Below are 19697 nucleotides of genomic sequence, written 5' to 3'. Positions count from 1 at the left end.
CCTTCCACCTTTTTTCTGTCCAGAAATATCCCGGGGGAGAGGCCCTTGCCGCAAGGCAGGGGCCGTGAGGGGGCAGCGCCCCCTCGACCTCACGCTTCCCTCTTGCAACTTTGCTGCGGATCGGAAAACCATGCACGCATGTTTCCAATTCGCGATCATAACCCGTCAGGCCGAACACCTTTTGTCACCTATCTCTTGATTTCGGTGAACATAGCGGTGTTCTTGTCCTACGGTCTGACCCTGCAAGAACCCCAACTCAGCTATTTCTTTTATGATTGGGGCCTTGTGCCGCGTTTTATCAATGAGGGCTTCGCACTCCATGGGCTGATCACCCATATGTTCCTGCATGGTGGCTGGATGCACCTGCTGGGCAACATGTTGTTTCTCTACATTTTCGGCGACAACATGGAAGATGAGATGGGGCATTTCGGCTTTGCCATCTTCTACCTCTGCTCAGGCCTCGCAGCGGCCGCACTGCAATATGCCGCCGCACCAATGTCAGAGGTGCCGATGGTTGGGGCATCGGGCGCAATCGCCGGTGTGATGGGGGGCTATCTCCTCTTGTTCCCCAAAGCCCGCGTCGACGTTCTGTTCATCTTCATCATCTTCTTCCGCGTTTTCGCCATCCGGGCCTGGATCGTTCTGGGCATCTGGTTCGCCCTTCAGCTTTTCAACGGCGCGATCACACCTACCGATGGCGGGGGCGTGGCCTATTGGGCCCATGCCGGAGGCTTTGCCGCGGGGGTAATCCTGTCCCTGAAAACATGGCTGCGTCTTGGCGGCACCGATTTTTGGAATCGCACACAAGGCCGTCCGCCCCATCCCGAGGCGGAATACAAGTTTCAGAAATCGTCGATACCACGCGTTCCGCGCCGCTAGCGCGGATCAGACCTCACGCAGGATTTTGCGGAAGGGCTCGAACAGGCCTTCGTTTCCGGCGACCAAGGCACCATCCTCAATCGGGTCTTGATCTTCGCGCAGACCCGAAACCATGCCGCCTGCTTCTTTGACCAAAAGCACGCCGGCTGCGATGTCCCAAGCGTTCAGTTCGCGCTCCCAATAGCCGTCATAACGGCCAGCGGCGACATAGGCCAAATCCAGCGAAGCTGCACCCCAGCGGCGCACCCCGGCGCAAGCTGGCATCAGCTTGGCCAGATCTTTCATCGTGGCAGGCAGGGTCTTCTTTGCGCCGAACGGCACACCCGTCGCAAAAATTGCCTCGTGCATGTGGCGACGGCCCGAAACACGGATGCGGCGGGTATCGTTCAGCCATGCGCCCGAACCCTTTTCCGCCCAGAACATCTCGTCCTTGGCAGGGTCATAGACGACGGCCGAGATGATCTCGCCCTTGTGCTCCAGCGCGATCGAAACGGCCCAATGCGGCAGACCGTGCAGAAAGTTCGTGGTTCCATCCAGCGGATCGACAATCCAGCGGCGGGTGGGGTCGGCCCCGGCGGCGGCACCGGTTTCCTCGCCCAGCCAACCATAGGTGGGTCGTGCGCCCATCAGCTCTTCCTTGATCACCCGCTCGGCCTCTTGGTCGGCTTTCGAGACGAAGTCGCCCGGACCCTTGGTCGAAACCTGAAGGTTTTCAACTTCGCGGAAGTCTTTCACAAGGCTGCGGCCTGCGCGGCGTGCGGCTTTGATCATCAGGTTCAGGTTGGCGCTGCCCTGCATTGCGCTGTCTCCATCCGGTCCGGTCGTTCAAAGGCGGTGACTTACACGGGAGAGGGCGCAAAGGAAAGGGGGGGAAACTCTCCTGCGCGGTCATTTCCGCGCGCAACCTGCGGTTCAGGCAGTTGCCTTGCGCGGCAAAGATCTCATCTGCCAAGGACTCTTTGTCTTCTGAGTCATGGCATCACTCAGCCGGTCCGGGCCAGCAACCGATTTCGCGCCGCAGAGATGTGTGAGATCGCCATGACGGGAACTTGGGCGTGGGACCGTCGCAGAAAGCGGCAGGTGCCGCTCGGGTCCATGAGTGTTCGATGGCCTCAATGTTCAGGATGCACAGCCCGACAAAGGGCTCTTACGTCCGGCGCTAGCGGGCAGAGTTCGAGCGGATGGTCCACATACAGTTCGCGGGCCATTGATCGAGGCTGCGCGTTGCTAAGCGGGGATATGACAATGTCAGTCTCAGTCGGCATTTGGGCAGCGGTTGAAGGGGGGCATGAAGCGCCAACCATTGGAACCTCGAACAGCCCGACGCCAGTATTGCATGACGGTTTTCCTCCGCCAGACACATGATCCCGTTGCGGATGATCGTGCCCCTTCGATACCCCGTTCGACCGGATTGAGATGCGTCAGCTAGACTGGCTCGCCTCTGGTTGTGACAGAATGCGTGCGATTGCGTTGGCCGTTATCGCCCGTGGATACCTTGCCGCCCTTAAGCGCGAAGGCCTGACCGCAGGTCCTGCAAATTGGAAATGAAATTGCCCGGCGCAGAAGGCACCGGGCAATTTCGTCGTCGACGTCAGGCCTTTACCGCGACGGGGCCAGATAGCGCGCTGAAACATAGCCTTGCACGTCCAGCCCTTGCGTCGTCCGGACATGGCACCACTGGCTGTTGCCATAGGTCTGGCAGCCAAGGTTCGCAAAACGCGTGCCCTCTGGCGCGTTGGCAATGATGCGGCTGGTGGTCGACGGCGCGTCGCGTACATTCAACTTGTCGCCCGGACGCAGGCCCGAAACGACCCAGAACCTTGGCTCTGTGGTCGGTGGCTTGGGCGCTGGTTTCGTCTCGCGGAAGTACCGCGCATCTGCCCAGCCCGTGACATCAACACCATCGGTGAATCGCACGCGACACCAGGCGCGCCCGGCGATGTCTTGGCAGCCCAAGCCCTGAACGCGGTCTCCGTTGATCAAGGAAAGCAAGACCCGGCTAGAGGTTGAGGCCCCCTGATAAAGACGAAGAACCTCATTGCCTCTAAGACCGGTTACTTCCCACGTCCCGCCAGTGCCGGGGCCGGGATCGGTTGGCTTTGGGGGTTTGGTCGGCTTGGGGGCAGTCTCGGTCAGGAACTTGCCGTTCACCCAACCGGTGACATCAATACCTTCTGTCGATTTGATCCGGCACCATGTCGCAGCTCCGGATTTTTCGCATCCCAGATTGCGGACCTTTTCGCCTTCGCCCAATGTGGCCAGAATGCGCGAGCTGGCGTTCGGATCGCGGCGCACGTTCAGCCGGTCCCCTTCCTTCAGCCCTTTGACATAGAGGAATTCAGGGCCTGTCGGGGGAGGAGGATCCGAGGATTTGACCAGAAACTGTTCGGACATAAAGCCGCGAGCTTTGTCGCTGGCCACTTTCTGCACTTCGCACCATGACACGGAGGCGACCTTCGTACACCCCATGTGCAAGACCTTGTCGCCATTTCTGACCGCGCCGGTAAAGTTCAGACTTTCCTTCGGCGTCTTGTAAAGCGGCAAAAATGCCCCCTTCGCCAGTCCTGTCACTTCCCATGTTCCGGGAAGAGCGGCCCGCGTCTGCGCGCTGGCCGGCAACAGTGAACCGGCCAGAAAAAGCCCAATTAACAAGAGCCTCAGTAGGCCTTGTCGGCCCATTGCCCGATAAAAAGAGATCAATACCATACTCATCACCTTAAGAGTTACGACTCGACATAGTGTGACAGCTTCCCTCGAAAAAGTCGAAACAGTCTCGTGATCGGCCTGTGAAGAAAAGGAACGCCGGAAGAAAGCCGCCTATCGCCGGACTTCAACGACCAGATTCTTCTTTCCCTCACTCTTGACCATGTTGAACAGGATGCGTGCGTGATCAGGATGCAGGCGAATGCAACCTGCCGAAGCGGGGCGGCCAAGCTTGCTGATCTGGTTGGTGCCGTGAATTGCGTAATTGCCGTTAAAGAAAATCGCATAGGGCATGGGGGCGCCATTATACAGGCTAGACCGGTGGTTCCTTGATAGCCACTCGGCACCGTTCCATTTGCCAGTGGGGGTGATCTTTCCCTTACGAGCGGTAGAGACGGGCCATTCATAAAGCTTTCGTCCCTCATGAAGGACTTCCAAAACCTGCCGCGAGATGGACACCCGCACGACAACTCGCTGCGGCTGCCACTGTTCTGCCTGAGTGGCGGCGGTGACCGCCAATATGGCCTGCGCGGCTGTGGCTGGGCCTGAAACGGGTAGCCCAAGTGATAAAAACAGGATGAAAAGCAAGGCTCGCATAATGTCCTCATAATATCGGATCGGCGATATAAGCAGGGTTCCGCCGATGGCGCCTGCTGTCAACGCTTGATATGCGGCACAAGGGTCAGGAAAACCTGTCTTTTCGGGAAAGGCGTCGGGGGAACCGACTGTGACAGCATGTCAGACAGCTCTCGGATCAACTTGCGCCGGATGGCCCGGGGGTAATCGGCCTGCGTTACCGCCACTTCGACAAAGGCCCCGTCGCCGCGAATGACATTCGATCGGTAATACGCCGTCAGGTCGGATTCATGTTCTCCAATGGCCAGCCCGTTCACGACCAGATTGCCGAAATCGGTCTTTGCGTAAACGCGAAGGGGCGGTAGGCCGTCATTGTTCTGCCCATCGCCCGCAACATCCAGCACTTGTCTTTCGCAAGACGGAGCTGTTTCGAACTGTTCCAGCCCAAAGCGCAACGCCGCGCCCAAGGCTGTTGGCAGGCTTGCCGGAAAACGGGGCGTTCTGCGGATCTGTTCGGCCATGCGGTGAAGATCGTCCGGGGTCTTGATAACCTGCCAATCGGCGACGATTTCCTGATAGCGCTGTCCGCTCCAGTGAAAGACCAGAATGGCCACATCACCTGGAAGTCCAAAAATCGCGGCCTCGACCGCAGGGTCGGTCAGCGCCTGTGCCAAGCCTTCGGTTTGGATGACATAATCAGAGGCATCTACCGACCGGGACACATCCACCGCCAAGGCCAATGCCAGACGGCAGGCGGCATCGGCTGGGGCTGCCGACAAACAAAGGGCAAGTGAAAACGGGATTGCAAAATGCATGAAACCACCTTGGTCCCGCAAGGCTACACCGAAACGGCGATGTCCCAAAACAGGATTTCATTTCAGCCGGTGCAGCAGCTCGCCGTGGTCATAGCCAAGCCGCACTTGCGCGGTTTCGGGCGACATCCAAGCAAAGCGAAACAAAATCGGTGGCGCACCATCACTTGGAAAGCGTTCGATATGATCCCAAGTTTCCGACAGATCGCCCCAAAGCTGCGTTTGAAAATAAAAGCGCCGGTAAAAGCGTTCTTCGCCCTTATAGGTTTTCAGATGTTCGGTTTGGCCCAAGAACCGAAAGACTTCTGCCAAAAGGCCGGTTTCTTCTTCGAATTCGCGCTTTGCGGAATACGAGGGAAATTCGCCCGCTTCCATCGTTCCCCCGGGAACCTGCAACCCGATTTCGGGAAATTCGGGTTCTGAAAATACCAGAAGTCCACGCGCTGAGGTGGCATAGATCAGGACTTTCTGGATCAGCCTGGGCATTCCCTACAGTCCCCGCTGCAATTTCACCGGTTCTGTCCGGGCAAGGCGCAAGAAATGCGCCATATAGGGGCGGGCCACGTCCTCTTCTCGCGTGGCCGCGAATAGCCGTTTTGTCACCGTCTGCGGACCCAAGGGGCGGGTAACGTAGTCGGCGTTCAGCTTTACATCGCGGATCACCCAGTCCGGCAGCACCGCCACCCCCCGGTTTGACCCGACCAGCATCAGGATCACCGCCGTCAATTCCACCGGGCGCTGGGCGCGGGGTTCGACCTTTGCGGGCGTCAGGAGTTCTGTGAACACATCCAGCTTGTCGCGCCCGACGGGATAGGTGATCAGAACTTCGTCGCGGAAATCCTCAGCCTCGATCACCTGTTTCTGAGCCAGCGGGTTCTGGGACGAGGCGACAAAGGTCGGGTGATAGTCAAAAAGCGGGTTGAAGGTGACGCCGGGCAAGGGCTCGGGGTTCGACGAGATCACCAGATCCACCTCTTCCCGTGCAAGCGCCGGAAAGCTGTCGAAGGCCAGACCTGCGCGAATATCCACATCGACTTCTGGCCAAGCATGTCGAAACAGTTCCAAAACCGGGAACAGCCAGTCGAAACAGGCGTGGCACTGGATGGCGATATGCAGGCGTCCGGTTTTGCCCGATCGCAGCGCGCGAAACTCTTCCTCCATCAATTCGATTTCCGGCAGGATGCGTTCGGCAGCCTTCAACATCCGATGGCCTGCTGCCGACAGGCGCATGGGCTTGGACCGTCGCACGAACAGCTCCATCCCCGCCTGATCTTCCAGCCCCGCTACCTGATGTGACAGGGCAGATTGGGTCATGTTCAGCATCTCGGCGGCACGGGCAAGGCCGCCAGCCTGATGAATGGCGCGGATCGTACGGAGGTGGCGAAGTTCGATGTACATGAGGTTAACCACAAGATGATCGTGAAGATTATGAATTGGTCTCACAAACGCGAATCTGCGACAAGGGGTCATCGAAGGAGAAAATCATGACCACACCACGCATCAGCTTTGAGTTCTTTCCGCCACAGACGCTGGACGCTTCGTTCCGCCTGTGGGAGACGGTGAATGCTCTGGCGCCGATGCAGCCGGAATTCGTGTCGGTCACCTATGGTGCAGGCGGCACTACGCGCAAGCTGACCCATGACGCCGTTGGCACAATCCACCGCAACTATGGCCTGAACGTCGCCGCGCATCTGACCTGCGTCGATGCAACCCGCGTCGAAACGCTGGAAATTGCTAAGTCTTACGCCGAAGCGGGTGTGACCGAAATCGTCGCTCTGCGTGGCGATGCACCGAAGGGCGCTGAACGTTTTACCGCCCATCCCGAGGGTTTCGCATCGTCGGTTGAATTGATAGAAGCCTTGGCTGAAACCGGCAAGTTCAAGATCCGCGTCGGTGCCTATCCCGAGCCGCACCCGGACGCCGCCGATACGCTGGCCGATGTGCGTTGGCTGAAGCGCAAGATTGATGCTGGTGCCACTTCGGCAATCACCCAGTTCTTCTTTGACGCCGACACCTTCTTCCGCTTCCGCGATCTTTGCGCCAAAGAGGGCATCACCGCGCCGATCATCCCGGGTATCCTGCCGATCATCAGCTGGGAAGGCGCCAAGAAGTTTGCTGGCCGTTGCGGCACGCAAGTCCCCGCCCGTCTGGACGAGGCGTTCCAAACCGCCATTCGTGATGGCCGCGAAGAACTTTACGCGCTGGCCCATTGCACCCAGCTTTGCGACAAGCTTCTGGAAGGTGGCGCAGAAGACCTTCATTTTTACACGCTGAACCGTCCCAATCTGACCCGCGAAGTTGTGCGCGCCCTTGGCATTCAGCCCGAGGTCGTTTTGGAAAAAGTTGCTTGAGTACAAGCTTACCTTGTCTCCCTGGAGGTCCCACCGCGTGATGGTCGGGGCCTCTTTTTTATCGGGCAGGGCGAGAGGCTAGCAAAGCCAGCGCAGCGCAAAGGCCAAGCCCGCCCCAGACCACCATGTAAGACACGGGAAACGCCCCTCCGGCATAGCCCCGTTCCGTCGCTTGCCCTGTCAGCGCATGGGCAAGAACCGCGATCACCACGCCCAGCCCATAGGCCAGCGTCACCCAAAGCGCCGTTTGTGCGAGGCTTCGGCTCGCTCGCGCGATCCATGCGCCGGTTGCGACCGAAAGAAACATCGAAGCAATGAGGCGCGTGGTAAGAGGGTCGCCCTGCCACGGCCAGATGAGAGGCAAGGGACCGTTCGGCCAAAGGAAAAGGGCCAAGGCCCAAGCACCGGAAACCCCCGCAATCCCCAAAAGACAAAGCCTTAATGCTGGTGCCGGGCGACCATCCATTTCCTTGAAATTTCGCAGGTGCCATAGGGTGACTGAGCTGGCCAACAGCAAGGCAAGCACGATGGCAAAAAAGGCCCAAGTCACCGCCCGTCCAAAATCAAGGCGCGCCAGATGCTGGGTGAGAATGGCCAGCGTCAGCGGGGCAAGATAGACCCACAGCATTGCCACCACCATGCGCAGATGGGTCGCAAACGGTTTGCGCAACGCAAGGAAAGCCGCCAACGCAAAAGACCATCCGGCCGCCGCGAGCATCTTTGCGGCCAGTCCCGGCAAGGCCCAGGAAAAGGCATAGGGATAATTGGGGGCCCAGGCAAAAGCCCCCCAGAACCCGCCCGCGCAGGTCGCAACCAAGGTCAGCGCCGCCAGTCCCTCGGCATGGTCAGGGATGTGGTCCAGCCGCTGTCGCCACAGGGAAAACCCCCAAAGGATGGACCCGGTCAAAAGGCCCATGCCAAGCGCTTGCCATCCCAGAACGCCCATCAAAGCTACCCTTCCCATCTTGCCCCGAAGCTAGGCTGCTGGAACAATCCGGGCAAGTCGGGCAAACCTGCCCCCGCATCGCCGCAAATTTCGAGGTTTCCAGCGCCCGACTTGGGCAGTATCGTGCCGCAAACCATTGGAAATCTGCCCATGACAAAACCGATCTACCTTCTGAACGGCCCCAACCTGAACCTTCTGGGCAAACGCCAGCCCGAAGTCTACGGCCGCGAAACGCTGGCCGATGTGCAGGCCAAATGCGAGGCATTGGCAACCGAACTGGGCCTGACCCTGCGCTGCCTGCAATCGAACTGGGAAGGCCAGATCATCGACTGGATCCATCAGGCCCGTGACGAAGGGGCAGGGATCGTCATCAACCCCGGTGCCTTCACCCATACCTCGGTTGCCATTCTGGACGCGCTGAACGCTTTTGACGGCCCGGTGCTGGAAGTGCACATCTCGAACGTCCATAAGCGCGAAAGCTTCCGCCACCATTCCTATGTCAGCCTGCGCGCCGAAGGCGTGATCGCGGGCTTTGGCACCGAAGGCTACCTTCTGGCCCTGCGCCGAATGAAAACATTGGTGGCCGCATGAAACTGCCCGAAAACCGCTTCAAACGCGCCATCGCTGCGGGACAGCAGCAAATCGGCCTTTGGAATTCCATCACTGGGACAGTGACGTCGGAACTCTTGGCCACCATCGGCTATGACTGGCTGGTGATCGACACAGAACATGCGCTCACCGATGTGCCAGACACCTTGGGCATGATGCAGGCCATGGCGCCCTATCCGGTTTCTGCGGTCGTGCGTCCGGCGGTCAATGACATCGTTCTGATCAAGCGCCTGCTGGATCTGGGCGCCCAGACCCTTCTTATCCCTTATGTGCAAAACGCCGAAGAAGCACAGGCCGCCGTCACAGCCATGCGGTATCCGCCGCGTGGAATGCGCGGGGTTGCCCTGATCACCCGAGGCAGCCGCTTTGGGCAGGTGCCAGACTACGCCACACGGGCGGAAGAAGAGCTTTGCCTTCTGGTTCAGGTCGAAACTGTCGAGGCATTGGCCGAGATCGAGGCGATTGCAGCTGTCGATGGTGTCGATGGCATCTTCATCGGCCCGTCTGATCTGGCGGCCAGCATGGGGCATCCGGGCAATGCACGCCACCCCGAGGTCGTGGCCGCGATCAAGGACGCCATCACCCGCATCAAGGCGGCAGGAAAACCGGCAGGGATTCTGGCCGTAGATCCCGCTTTTGCGCATGACTGCATCGCTTGGGGCACCACCTTTACCGCTGTCGGTGTGGACGTGCTTTTGCTGCTGCAAGCGGCCAAGAATATGCGTGCCCAGTTCAACACCACGCCCTAAACCCCAGATGCAGGGCTTTCGCTGGCATGAAAAGGCACGACTGTTCGGCCCCGATGGGCAGGAACAGCCGCGCCTCATGCCCTTTGACCCCCTTCCAGATCCCGCAATTGGCAGCGCGGCCCTCGCCTCGGTCTTGGGCGGGCCAGAGGGAGCCGCCTTCCGCATCGGCGGCGCCGGCGCGATTGAGGCAGGCCAAGGCGCGTTTGAGACGCTGACGGGCGGCTCTTTGGGCCGCCCACGCCGGGTGATCCGCACGCAGGCCAGTTGGATCGCCAGTTTCACCGTCAATGCCGGCCTCTTTGACATCGCACCCGGTACGCGCGTGGCGGTCCTTGGCAAACTGGTGCATTCGCTTGCGCTTTACGCCGCGATCGAGGCATTGCATCTGGGGGCCGAACTGCATGTGCTGGAAGACCTGCGCCCAGACCGGCAGGCGAAGGCTCTGGCCGACCGTGGAATTCACGTCCTTTACGCAACGCCTGCGCAGTTGCGGCCCGTCATGGCTGCGGCCGCGCGCCAAGACAGGCCGCTTTCCCTGCGCCAAGTTGTGATCGGAGGGGCGCGGCTGGATGCCGGATTGCGCGCACTGGTCGCTACCGCCGCCCCTTTGGCGGTCATCCACGAATTTTATGGCGCGGCGGAAACCAGTTTCATCACGCTTGCCTCAAACGATGCCACCGGTGAAACCGTGGGCCAGCCCTATCCGGGCGTCCAGCTTCGTCTGAAGGAGAACGGCCTGATCTGGGTGCAAAGCCCCTATCTGTTTCAATCCTATGCAGGCGAGGATCCCGGCTCGGCCCGCCGCGACGGGGCTTGGCTGACCGTGGGCGAAATTGGCGAACTGGGCCCGAATGGTCTGGTCCTGTATGGCCGCGAGGGGCGTATGGTCACGGTCGCTGACCGCAACGTCTTTCCCGATAAGATCGAGGGCTTTCTTCTGGGCCTTCCCGGCGTGGACCGGGCGGCGATTTTGCCTGTCGCCGATGCCGCACGCGGCCATGTGCTGCTCGCCTGCCTGATGGGCGACCAGACCGCCGAGCCCACCATTCAGGCGGCGCTGTTGGCCGAACTGGGCCCAACTCTTGCCCCCAAATCCCTGATATGGCGGCAAGATTGGCCCACGCTCCCCTCGGGCAAGACTGACTTGGCTCGCTTGGCACAGGAGCATCCGTCATGGCGGTGATCCTTTCCGCAAGACGCACGGCGGTCGTGCCCCGTGGCGGGGCCTTTGCGCGGCTTTCGGTCGAAGACATGGCCGCGCCGGTTCTGCTCGCCTGTCTCGCCGATGCGGGCGTAGGCGCGCCGGATGAGGTGATCTGCTCCAATGCCATTGGTCTGGGCGGAAACCCCGCCCGGCGCATTGCGCTGGCAGCGGGCCTGCCGCAGCAGGTGGGGGGCCTGACCATCGACCGTCAATGCGCCGGGGGATTGGACGCCATCCTTCTGGCGCGGGCCTTGGTCGACAGTGGGCAGGCCCGTCTGGTTCTGGCAGGCGGGGTGGAAAGCTATACCCGTCGCCCCCTGCGGTTCAGGACAGATCCGGATGGCGGGGCGCCGCAGCCCTATGAACAGGCCCCGTTCACGCCTTGGCCCGACCGCGACCCCGATATGGCTGAGGCGGCAGCCCTGCTTGCAGAGGTAGAGCGCCTGTCGCGGGCGGAGCAAGAGGCGTTTGCCATCGAAAGCCATGCAAAGGCGTTGGCGCGGTCGACATGGCCCGAGATCGTTCCGCTGGCAGGGCAGGGGCGCGATGCCTTTGCACGGGCGCTCACGCCTGCGATTGCGGCCCGGGCCAAACCCATTGCGGGAACGGTCACGGCGGCCACAGCGGCGGTTGCCGCCGACGCCGCCGCCTTCTGCCTTGTTGCCTCGGACGATTTGTGGCGCGCGGGTGCGCTGCGCATCTTGGCAGGCTCGACGCTGGGGGATGATCCCAGCCAACCGGGCCTCGCGCCCGTGCCAGCGATCCGCGCGGCTTTGACGGCCTCGGGGACAGGCGCCGCGGATCTGGCGCAAGTCGAGGTGATGGAGGCCTATGCCGTGCAGGCCATGGCCTGCGTCACCCATGCCGGTCTGAACCCCGCCACGGTCAATCCCGGCGGCGGAGCCCTGTCTCGCGGTCATCCGATCGGGGCCTCGGGGGCAATCCTTGCGGTGCGCCTCTTTCACGACCTGCGACGGGGCAGGGGCCTTGCGGCCATCGCCTCTGCCGGAGGGATCGGGTCTGCACTGGTGGTCGAACGCCCTTAGGCGCGCGACATCAGCGCGCCGGGACGGGCCTTGGCAATGGCTTGGGTCACAAAGCCCGCCAGCACGGCCTTGACCAGATCACCCGGCAGGAAGGCCATCGCCAGATAGCTGGCCTCGGTCAGGGTCTTGTCCAGCATCACCGCCATGCCGGGGATGCCAAAGGCATACATCACACCGATGCCGCCGAAAATCGCGCCGCACAGGGCCGCCCAGAACGGGACCAGCGTGGTCCGTTCCACCACGAGACCGGCGACAAAGGCTGCGATCGGAAAGCCGATCAGGAAGCCGACCGAAGGCCCGGCAAAAACACCCAATCCGCCACGGCCACCCGACAAAAGCGGCAGACCAAGGGCCACAAGCCCAAGGAACAACAGGACCGCCAGCGCACCGCGCTTTGCCCCCAGCACCGTCCCGCATAGCATGATCCCCAGCGATTGCGCCGTAATCGGCACGCCTGCAGCCAGATCAATCTTCGGAACAAGGCCCAGAACCGCAATCAGCGCGGCGAAAAGGGCGATGTGGGTCAGGCTGCGTTCCATGTGGCTCTCCTGTTTGCGTGCGGGCTTTTATCCTGCGCCGCCCCTTGCCCGCAAGGCCTCGGCCACATGCTCGGCATCGTCCAGTGCCGCCAAAGCCGCCGGGGCTAGAATGCGCCAGCCAGCGCGTCGCGCGCTGCGCGCCCGCAAAGCCATCGAAATCTGCTCGACCTTCTCGCCCAGAACCGGAATGAATCGGATCACCAAGGCAATGGCCAAGGCCAGCCTGCGCGGCGGCAAGATCGGTGTCAGTGGTACCGCAATCGTTTCCAGCACCGAAATCATGTCCGACAGTCGCGTCGTCATCGTCACCAGATTGGCCGCAGCCACCGCCGTGACCATCCGCAAAATGACCACCGCGCCGCCCGCCAGGTCCCCCGTCCAGCCATGCCAGACAGCGACAATCGCCACAAAGGGCCACAGCGGCCGCAACATCCGCAGCCCATGTCGGGCAAAGGCCACGCCCCCCGGAGCATAGAGCAAGGCCACCAGAACCAGCCCCAGAAACAGAATCACCGGCGTCTTGGCCAGAAACAAAAGGAAGGTGAACAGCGCCAGAGCCGCCAGCTTGACCGGCGCGCCGACGCGATGCAAATGCGTCTCAACCGGCGAAGTCAGCGTCAGCATCATCTAACCCATAGGCATGCATTGCCGCCATGAACCCCGGCAAGACCTTGTCAGGCTTCCCTTCCGCCAAGACGCGCCCCGCCTCCAGCCAGACCACGCGATCGGCGGTTTTCACCAGATCGGGGTCATGCGTGATAGTCACCAGCCGCTGCGGCAAGGCCGCAAAGGCCCGCGCCAGCCGCGCCTGAGTGGGCAGATCCAGCCCCGCCAAGGGTTCGTCCAGAAGGATTGTGTCCGGCTCCATCATCAGCACCGCCAAAAGGCACAGCCAGTGCCGTTGCCCTTGGCTCAGTGTCGAGATCGACAGATCCGCCCAGCCACCTTTGCCCTCGGCCTTCAGACGGGTCCGTGCCGCCACCATCGCCGCGGATTTGGTCTGGCCTTGCTGGATCAGACCAAAGGCCAGCTCCTCGGCCACGGTTGGGAACAGGATCTGATGATCGGGGTTCTGGAACAGAATGCCCAAGCGCGACAACAGAGCCTTGCGATCCTTTGACGGGTCTATCCCGTCGACCCGAACCTCACCCGAACTGGCCGGGATCAGCCCGGCAATCAGGCGCAACAGAGTCGATTTGCCAGACCCATTGCGCCCGATAATCCCGATCCGCCGCTCGGTCAGATGCAGGTTGATGTCCTGCAACACGGCCTTCCCACCCAAAGTCACGCAAGCCCGCCGCAACAGCAGGCCATCGTCGTCCGAAGGTGAGGGGGCCGAAAACCCCTGCCGCGAAATGATTTTCATGGCTAAGGCTCATACCGCTCCTGACTTCGCCTGCCAAGACCGGGCGCGGTCAAAGAAAAAGGCCGCCCAAACACGGGGCGGCCTGTCTCCTAAATTCAAGGCAATTTAGCAGGCGGCGATGAACCGGCGGCCGCTTGCATCGCGGTAATAGCACTGTCCAGCCGACGGGGCGGGGCCAATCAGGGTCGAGGCGGCAACGCCGACTGCGGCACCGATCAACGCACCTTGAGTGCGGTCCGAGTCAGAGGAGACAGCAGCGCCAACGGCAGCACCAGCAAGGGCACCGGCAGCAGCATTCTGCTCTGGAGTCTGACATGCGGTCAGCGACAGGGCGATCAGGGGAATGGCAACGAGTTTCAATTTCATGTCGTGTCTCCGATGGTGTCCTTGCGGGCGTTTACTGGGAGAGCAACGCGCAACTTGGCACCGGGTTCCAATCAAATTAACGAAAAGCGCGCCCGAGGAACCCTCGAGCGCGCTAAAACCCGCCGACCGAAGGCCCTTATGCGCGGGCTGCCGCCACCGAGGCCTCCAGAATGTCCATAGCCTCTGCGAAATGGGCATCCGGGATGGTGATCGGGGCAAGGAAACGTACCACGTTGCCATAGACACCGCAGGTCAGGAGAATCAGACCACGCTTTTGCGCTTCCATGCGCACGCGGCCGGTAAAGCCCGCATCGGGCTCTTTCGTCGATGGGTTGGCAAATTCCACAGCGACCATGAAGCCGGGGCCGCGAATGTCGCTGATTTCCGGCGTCGTCGCGCGCAAGCTTTCCAGCTTTTGCTTCAGGCGGCTGCCAAGTTCATTGGCGCGGGCGCAAAGCTGCTCTTCCTCGATCACATCCATCACGGCATGGGCTGCGGCAATGCCAAGCGGGTTGCCTGCATAGGTGCCGCCCAGACCGCCCGGATTGGCCGCATCCATCAATTCGGCCTTGCCAGTGACGGCGGCCAGCGGCAAGCCACCCGCCAGACCCTTGGCCATCGTGGTCAGGTCAGCCGCCACATCATAGCCGTCCATCGCGAACAGGTTGCCGGTGCGGGCGAAACCAGTCTGGACCTCGTCAGCAATCATCACGATGCCATGCTTGTCGCACAGCGCACGAATGGCCTTCACCAGTTCGGCCGGAGCCGGATAAAACCCGCCTTCGCCCTGCACCGGTTCAAAGATGATCGCGGCCACGCGGGCCGGGTCCAGATCGGCCTTGAACAGCTTTTCAATGCCCGCCATCGCATCCTTGGTGGAAATGCCATGCACATCCATCGGGAAGGGAACGTGGAAAATCCCCGGCATCATGCTGCCAAAGCCCTTCTTGTAGGGCTCGACCTTGCCGGTCAGCGCCATGCCCATGAAGGTCCGACCGTGGAAGCCACCACCAAAGGCAATCACCGCATCGCGGCCCGTGGCGACACGGGCAATCTTGATTGCGTTTTCGCAGGCTTCGGCGCCGGTGGTCACGAAAATGGTCTTCTTGGCGAAATCACCCGGAACAGCGGCGTTCAGACGTTCCGCCAGACGGATATAGGGTTCGTATGGCATGACCTGATGGCAGGTATGCGTGAATTTCTTCATCTGCGCCTCAACCGCCGCCATCACCTTGGGATGGCAATGGCCGGTGTTCACCACGGCGATCCCGGCGGCAAAGTCGATATAGCGGTTGCCCTCGATGTCCCAAACCTCGGCATTCAGCGCGCGGTCGGCATAGATCTGGGTCATCATCCCCACCCCGCGAGAGATGGCATCATCCCGGCGACGGGCGACTTCGGCGTTCAACATGGTCTGGCTCCTGTGGGCATCGGCCCCGCCTTGGGGCCTTTGGCGACATTTGATCAAACTTTTTCGCGCGTTTCAACGTCCCAGAGCGACGCAGGGGAAATGTTTTCGTCATCCGGGCCCGATTCATGACCTGTTAACCCTGAGCGGTGCAGAAAGGAATCGCGAATGAGGCGAGGCGGACATGGGACAGACATCCAAACCCACACCCCACCCCACACCCCTGGACGATGACCCGCTAGACTGTCTCCGTCTCATTCGCTCCCGTCGGGTTGGCCCGGTCACATGGCACCGTCTGGTGGCTGAACATGGGTCGGTTGCGGCAGCCTTGGCCGCCTTGCCCGAAGTGGCCCGCGCTGCGGGCGTTGAAAACTATGCCTCCTGTCCGGTTGAAGTGGTGCGCCGTGAACTCGCCGAAGGCCGGCTTGCCGGGGCAAGGCTGATAGCCTGGGGCGAACCGGAGTATCCCAGCGCGCTTTGCGATCTTCCCGACGCCCCCCCGGCGCTTTGGGTGAAGGGCGATGTGTCGCTCCTGTCGCGCCCGATGGTGGCTCTGGTGGGCGCCCGCAACGCCTCTAGCCTCGGCCTGCGGATGGCGCGCCGCATGGCCGATGGTCTGGGGCAGGCGGGTTTGGTCACCGTCTCGGGCCTAGCCCGCGGCATTGATGCCGAGGCACATGCCGCCACCCTTGCCACAGGCACCGTTGCCGTTCAGGCCGGGGGCATCGACGTTATTTACCCCGAGGAAAACGCGGGTCTCACCGCGCAAATCGCAGAAAAGGGCTGCCTTCTGTCCGAGCAATGCCCTGGTCTGCAACCGCAAGCCCGGCATTTCCCGCTTCGTAACCGCATCGTGTCCGGTCTGTCCCGTGCCGTCGTGGTGGTCGAGGCTGCGGCCCGCTCTGGAAGCCTGATCACGGCGCGAACGGCGCTCGATCAGGGCCGCGACGTGTTTGCCGTTCCCGGCCACCCCTTCGATGCCCGCGCCACGGGCTGCAACATTCTGATCCGCGACGGCGCGACGCTTGTGCGCCATGCCCAAGATGTGCTGGAGGCGATGGGCGCCAAAGTCCTGCCTTTCCCGGCGCAGCCACTTTCCGGCGATGGGCCAATCCCGGAACCGACACCCGCCCGCAAACCGCTTGCCGACATCACAGCCCTGCACAACCAGATCCTGTCCCGCCTCGGCCCCAGCCCCTTGGCCGAGGATCAGTTGATCCGTGACCTTTCGCTTCCCCCCGCGACCGTCACCGCCCAACTGGTCACGTTGGAACTTGAAGGCCGCGTTTCCCGCGCGCCCGGTGGTCTGATCAGCCGTCTGGACTGACCAAAAAGCCTATTCGCAACATGTGCAGATTGCCGGATTGACATTCGCACGACTTCCCTCACATGTAGCCCCGCCTTGTTGGGCTTTCGCGGAAAAGGGAATTTCATGCCAGTCGTCGTTGTAGAATCCCCGGCCAAAGCCAAGACAATCAACAAATATTTGGGTTCGGACTACACCGTTCTCGCCTCTTACGGCCATGTCCGTGATCTGCCGCCCAAGGACGGTTCGGTGGATACGGACCATGATTTCGCCATGACATGGGAGGTCGCGGCCGATTCAAAAAAGCACGTCCGCGCCATTGCCGAGGCGCTGAAGTCCGACGACACCCTGATCCTTGCAACCGACCCTGACCGTGAAGGCGAGGCGATTTCCTGGCACCTGAAAGAGGCGCTGGCCTCAAGCCTGAAGAAGGGCAAAAAGGTCAGCCGCGTCACTTTTAACGCCATCACCAAAGATGCCGTGACCAAGGCCATGGCCGAACCGCGGGAGATCGACACGCCGCTGGTCGAGGCCTATCTGGCCCGCCGCGCGCTTGATTACCTCGTCGGCTTCACGCTCTCGCCCGTCCTTTGGCGCAAACTTCCCGGTGCGCGTTCGGCGGGCCGCGTGCAATCGGTCTGCCTTCGCCTGATCGTTGAACGCGAGATGGAAATCGAAGCCTTCCGTCCCCGCGAATACTGGACCGTCACCGCCGCCCTGACCACCCCGCGCGGGCAAGACTATCAAGCCAAGCTGACAATCCTTGGCGGAAAGAAGTTGGACAAATTCGACATTTCCAATGTCGAGGCGGCCGAACTGGCGGTCAAAGCTGTCACTTCTCGAACATTGACTGTTCAATCGGTCGAGGCAAAGCCCGCCAGCCGCAATCCGCACCCGCCCTTTATGACCTCGACCCTTCAGCAAGAGGCCAGCCGCAAATTCGGCATGGGCGCCAAGCAATGCATGAACGCGGCCCAGCGTCTCTATGAGGCGGGTCACATTACCTATATGCGTACCGACGGCATCGACATGGCGCCCGAGGCGGTGATGGCCGCGCGCGACGCGATCAAGGCCCGGTTCGGCGCCGAATATGTGCCCGATGCGCCGCGCATGTATAAGAACAAGGCCAAGAATGCGCAGGAAGCGCATGAATGCATTCGCCCGACTGATATGTCCAAGGCTCCGGAAAAGCTGAAACTTTCCGAAACCGATCAGGCCCGCCTCTATGATCTGATCTGGAAACGCACCATCGCCAGCCAGATGGCCGCCGCCCGTCTGGAACGCACCACGGTCGATATCGGCAGCGCCGATGGGCAAGTCGGTATGCGGGCAACAGGGCAGGTCGTGCTCTTTGACGGCTTTCTGAAAGTCTATGACGAAGGCCGCGACGACGAAGATGAAGAAGGCGGTCGTCTGCCGCAGATCATGCAAGGCGAAGCCGCAAAGCCACAGGCCGAAGCCCTGCGCCCCGCCTTCGCCAAGGCTGTGAAAGACGACGCAGAAGCCTCTGATTCCAAATCATTTTCCGCGACGCGCACAAAATCTGCCGTGATCAGCCCCGATGGCGCGATCCTTGGCAACCAAAGTTTTACCCAGCCGCCGCCGCGCTATACCGAGGCGACCTTGGTCAAGCGCATGGAAGAATTGGGCATCGGTCGCCCATCGACCTATGCCTCGGTCCTCTCCACGATCCAGGACCGCGAATATGTGCGCAAAGACAAGAACCGGCTCTTCCCTGAAGACAAGGGCCGTCTAGTCACCGCCTTTTTGACCAACTTCTTCCGTCGCTATGTGGAATATGATTTCACCGCCGATCTGGAAAACGAACTCGACGACGTTTCCGCAGGGGACCGCGAATATAAGGAAGTCTTGGCTCGGTTCTGGCGCGACTTCTCGGCCGCGGTGGCAGAAACCGCCGATCTGCGGATTGGTGAGGTTCTTGAAAAGATTGATGAATTCCTTGCGCCGCATCTTTACCCCGCCCGCGCAGACGGGTCTGATCCGCGCATCTGCCCAACCTGCGGAACGGGCCGTTTGCATCTGAAAACCGCCCGGTCCGGCGGGGCCTTCATCGGTTGCGGCAACTATCCGGAATGCCGCTACACAAGGCCCATCTCGGGTGCCGAAGATGGCGTGACGGCAGATGGCAAGGTGCTGGGGCAAGATGACGATGGCAACGACATCTCAGTCCGTTCGGGCCGCTTTGGGCCCTATGTCCAGCGTGGCGAGGCCAGCGAAGAGAACCCAAAGCCGGGTCGCGCCAGCCTGCCAAAAGGCTGGTCGCCCGACAGCCTGACGCTGGAACGCGCACTGGAGCTGTTGTCCTTGCCGCGTCACATCGGCACCCACCCCGAGGACGGCGCCGATGTCGAGGCCGGGATCGGCCGCTATGGGCCCTATGTCAAACATAACGCGGTCTATGCGAACCTTCCCGATGTTGAAGAGGTCTTTACCATCGGCATGAACCGCGCGGTCGAGGTCTTGGCGCAAAAGGCCAGCCGTGGACGCGGTGCCAGCAGCGCGCCCGCACCATTGCGCGAACTTGGCGACCACCCCGATGGTGGTGCCATTCAGGTCATGTCCGGGCGCTATGGCCCCTATGTGAAATGGGAAAAGGTCAATGCGACCCTGCCGAAAGAGGTCACGCCCGAGGATGTGACGCTGGAACAGGCGCTGGAACTGATCGCCGCAAAGGCGGGGGCAAAGGGCGGCAAGAAGAAAGCCGCGCCAAAGAAGGCCGCGGCAAAGACAGCCGCGAAGCCAGCGGCGAAAAAAGCCGCCGCCAAGAAGCCTGCGGCCAAAAAGGCAGCAAAGGAGTAAGGCTGGTCTTACCGGGG

General features: G+C 61.3%; 20 protein-coding genes. 8 read left to right on the top strand and 12 right to left on the bottom strand.

What is annotated here, in order from left to right; translation table 11 throughout:
• Positions 1 to 138: 138 nt before the first annotated feature.
• Positions 139 to 879, top strand: a complete 741-nt coding sequence (locus tag ACSBLW_RS07185; RefSeq protein ID WP_435259541.1) for a rhomboid family intramembrane serine protease — start codon at positions 139 to 141, stop codon at positions 877 to 879.
• 6 nt (positions 880 to 885) lie between these two features.
• Here the strand turns inward: ACSBLW_RS07185 and ACSBLW_RS07180 are convergent, their stop codons facing one another.
• From ACSBLW_RS07180 to ACSBLW_RS07155, 6 genes are all read right to left on the bottom strand, one after another.
• Positions 886 to 1677 carry an inositol monophosphatase family protein gene (locus ACSBLW_RS07180; protein ID WP_435259540.1) on the bottom strand — a complete coding sequence of 264 codons (792 nt, stop codon included), beginning with the start codon at positions 1675 to 1677 and terminating at the stop codon, positions 886 to 888.
• 801 nt (positions 1678 to 2478) lie between these two features.
• Positions 2479 to 3498 carry an SH3 domain-containing protein gene (locus ACSBLW_RS07175; RefSeq protein ID WP_435259539.1) on the bottom strand — a complete coding sequence of 340 codons (1020 nt, stop codon included), beginning with the start codon at positions 3496 to 3498 and terminating at the stop codon, positions 2479 to 2481.
• A gap of 198 nt (positions 3499 to 3696) precedes the next feature.
• Complete coding sequence (locus tag ACSBLW_RS07170) at positions 3697 to 4179, bottom strand: L,D-transpeptidase (RefSeq protein WP_435259538.1); 483 nt, start codon at positions 4177 to 4179, stop codon at positions 3697 to 3699.
• Between the two features lie 59 nt (positions 4180 to 4238).
• Positions 4239 to 4973 carry a DUF1194 domain-containing protein gene (locus ACSBLW_RS07165; RefSeq protein ID WP_435259537.1) on the bottom strand — a complete coding sequence of 245 codons (735 nt, stop codon included), beginning with the start codon at positions 4971 to 4973 and terminating at the stop codon, positions 4239 to 4241.
• A 57-nt stretch (positions 4974 to 5030) separates the two neighbouring features.
• A complete protein-coding gene (locus tag ACSBLW_RS07160) occupies positions 5031 to 5456 on the bottom strand; it encodes an NUDIX domain-containing protein (protein ID WP_435259536.1) in 426 nt (141 codons plus the stop codon).
• 3 nt (positions 5457 to 5459) lie between these two features.
• On the bottom strand, positions 5460 to 6368 hold the full coding sequence (locus tag ACSBLW_RS07155; protein WP_435259535.1) for a LysR family transcriptional regulator: 909 nt from the start codon (positions 6366 to 6368) through the stop codon (positions 5460 to 5462).
• A gap of 86 nt (positions 6369 to 6454) precedes the next feature.
• On the opposite strand from ACSBLW_RS07155, the gene metF reads away from it, so the two are divergent.
• The gene (metF, locus tag ACSBLW_RS07150; RefSeq protein ID WP_435259534.1) at positions 6455 to 7321 is read left to right on the top strand and encodes a methylenetetrahydrofolate reductase [NAD(P)H]; all 867 of its coding nucleotides are present in this window, start codon (positions 6455 to 6457) and stop codon (positions 7319 to 7321) included.
• Positions 7322 to 7379: 58 nt separating this feature from the next.
• On the opposite strand, the gene ACSBLW_RS07145 is transcribed toward metF, so the two are convergent.
• Positions 7380 to 8267, bottom strand: a complete 888-nt coding sequence (locus tag ACSBLW_RS07145) for a hypothetical protein (RefSeq protein ID WP_435259533.1) — start codon at positions 8265 to 8267, stop codon at positions 7380 to 7382.
• Positions 8268 to 8417: 150 nt separating this feature from the next.
• Between ACSBLW_RS07145 and aroQ the strand changes: the two genes are divergently transcribed.
• From aroQ to ACSBLW_RS07125, 4 genes are read left to right on the top strand one after another with little or no spacing between them, the layout of a single operon-like run.
• Positions 8418 to 8858 (top strand): type II 3-dehydroquinate dehydratase, encoded by a 441-nt coding sequence (aroQ, locus tag ACSBLW_RS07140; protein WP_435259532.1) that lies wholly within the window; start codon positions 8418 to 8420, stop codon positions 8856 to 8858.
• Positions 8855 to 9625, top strand: a complete 771-nt coding sequence (locus tag ACSBLW_RS07135) for an aldolase/citrate lyase family protein (protein WP_435259531.1) — start codon at positions 8855 to 8857, stop codon at positions 9623 to 9625. The genes aroQ and ACSBLW_RS07135 overlap by 4 nt, the downstream gene beginning before the upstream one ends.
• Positions 9626 to 9632: 7 nt before the next feature.
• Entirely contained in the window at positions 9633 to 10808 is a 1176-nt protein-coding gene (locus ACSBLW_RS07130) for an AMP-binding protein (protein WP_435259530.1), read from the top strand.
• Positions 10799 to 11875, top strand: a complete 1077-nt coding sequence (locus ACSBLW_RS07125; RefSeq protein WP_435259529.1) for a thiolase family protein — start codon at positions 10799 to 10801, stop codon at positions 11873 to 11875. Before ACSBLW_RS07130 ends, ACSBLW_RS07125 begins: the two co-directional genes overlap by 10 nt.
• Here ACSBLW_RS07125 and ACSBLW_RS07120 read toward each other — a convergent pair.
• From ACSBLW_RS07120 to ACSBLW_RS07100, 5 genes are all read right to left on the bottom strand, one after another.
• The gene (locus ACSBLW_RS07120) at positions 11872 to 12414 is read right to left on the bottom strand and encodes a biotin transporter BioY (RefSeq protein WP_435259528.1); all 543 of its coding nucleotides are present in this window, start codon (positions 12412 to 12414) and stop codon (positions 11872 to 11874) included. The genes ACSBLW_RS07125 and ACSBLW_RS07120 overlap by 4 nt on opposite strands.
• Positions 12415 to 12441: 27 nt before the next feature.
• Positions 12442 to 13038 (bottom strand): CbiQ family ECF transporter T component, encoded by a 597-nt coding sequence (locus tag ACSBLW_RS07115; RefSeq protein ID WP_435259527.1) that lies wholly within the window; start codon positions 13036 to 13038, stop codon positions 12442 to 12444.
• On the bottom strand, positions 13013 to 13780 hold the full coding sequence (locus ACSBLW_RS07110) for an energy-coupling factor ABC transporter ATP-binding protein (protein ID WP_435259526.1): 768 nt from the start codon (positions 13778 to 13780) through the stop codon (positions 13013 to 13015). Before ACSBLW_RS07110 ends, ACSBLW_RS07115 begins: the two co-directional genes overlap by 26 nt.
• A gap of 105 nt (positions 13781 to 13885) precedes the next feature.
• Positions 13886 to 14146: a glycine zipper 2TM domain-containing protein gene (locus tag ACSBLW_RS07105; RefSeq protein ID WP_435259525.1), complete on the bottom strand. Its 261-nt coding sequence runs from the start codon at positions 14144 to 14146 to the stop codon at positions 13886 to 13888.
• A gap of 136 nt (positions 14147 to 14282) precedes the next feature.
• Positions 14283 to 15557, bottom strand: coding sequence for a 4-aminobutyrate--2-oxoglutarate transaminase (locus tag ACSBLW_RS07100; RefSeq protein WP_435259524.1), 1275 nt, complete (start codon positions 15555 to 15557; stop codon positions 14283 to 14285).
• A 181-nt stretch (positions 15558 to 15738) separates the two neighbouring features.
• On the opposite strand from ACSBLW_RS07100, the gene dprA reads away from it, so the two are divergent.
• A complete protein-coding gene (gene dprA / locus ACSBLW_RS07095; RefSeq protein ID WP_435259523.1) occupies positions 15739 to 16881 on the top strand; it encodes a DNA-processing protein DprA in 1143 nt (380 codons plus the stop codon).
• Between the two features lie 105 nt (positions 16882 to 16986).
• Positions 16987 to 19680: a type I DNA topoisomerase gene (gene topA / locus ACSBLW_RS07090; RefSeq protein WP_435259522.1), complete on the top strand. Its 2694-nt coding sequence runs from the start codon at positions 16987 to 16989 to the stop codon at positions 19678 to 19680.
• The last annotated feature ends 17 nt before the right edge of the window (positions 19681 to 19697 follow it).

It is taken from the genome of Thioclava sp. FR2, from assembly GCF_051200875.1.
In the GTDB taxonomy this organism is placed as follows: domain Bacteria; phylum Pseudomonadota; class Alphaproteobacteria; order Rhodobacterales; family Rhodobacteraceae; genus Pseudotabrizicola.
Note: the sequence above shows the minus strand (reverse complement) of the source record. Positions and strands in the feature narration are given on the sequence as shown.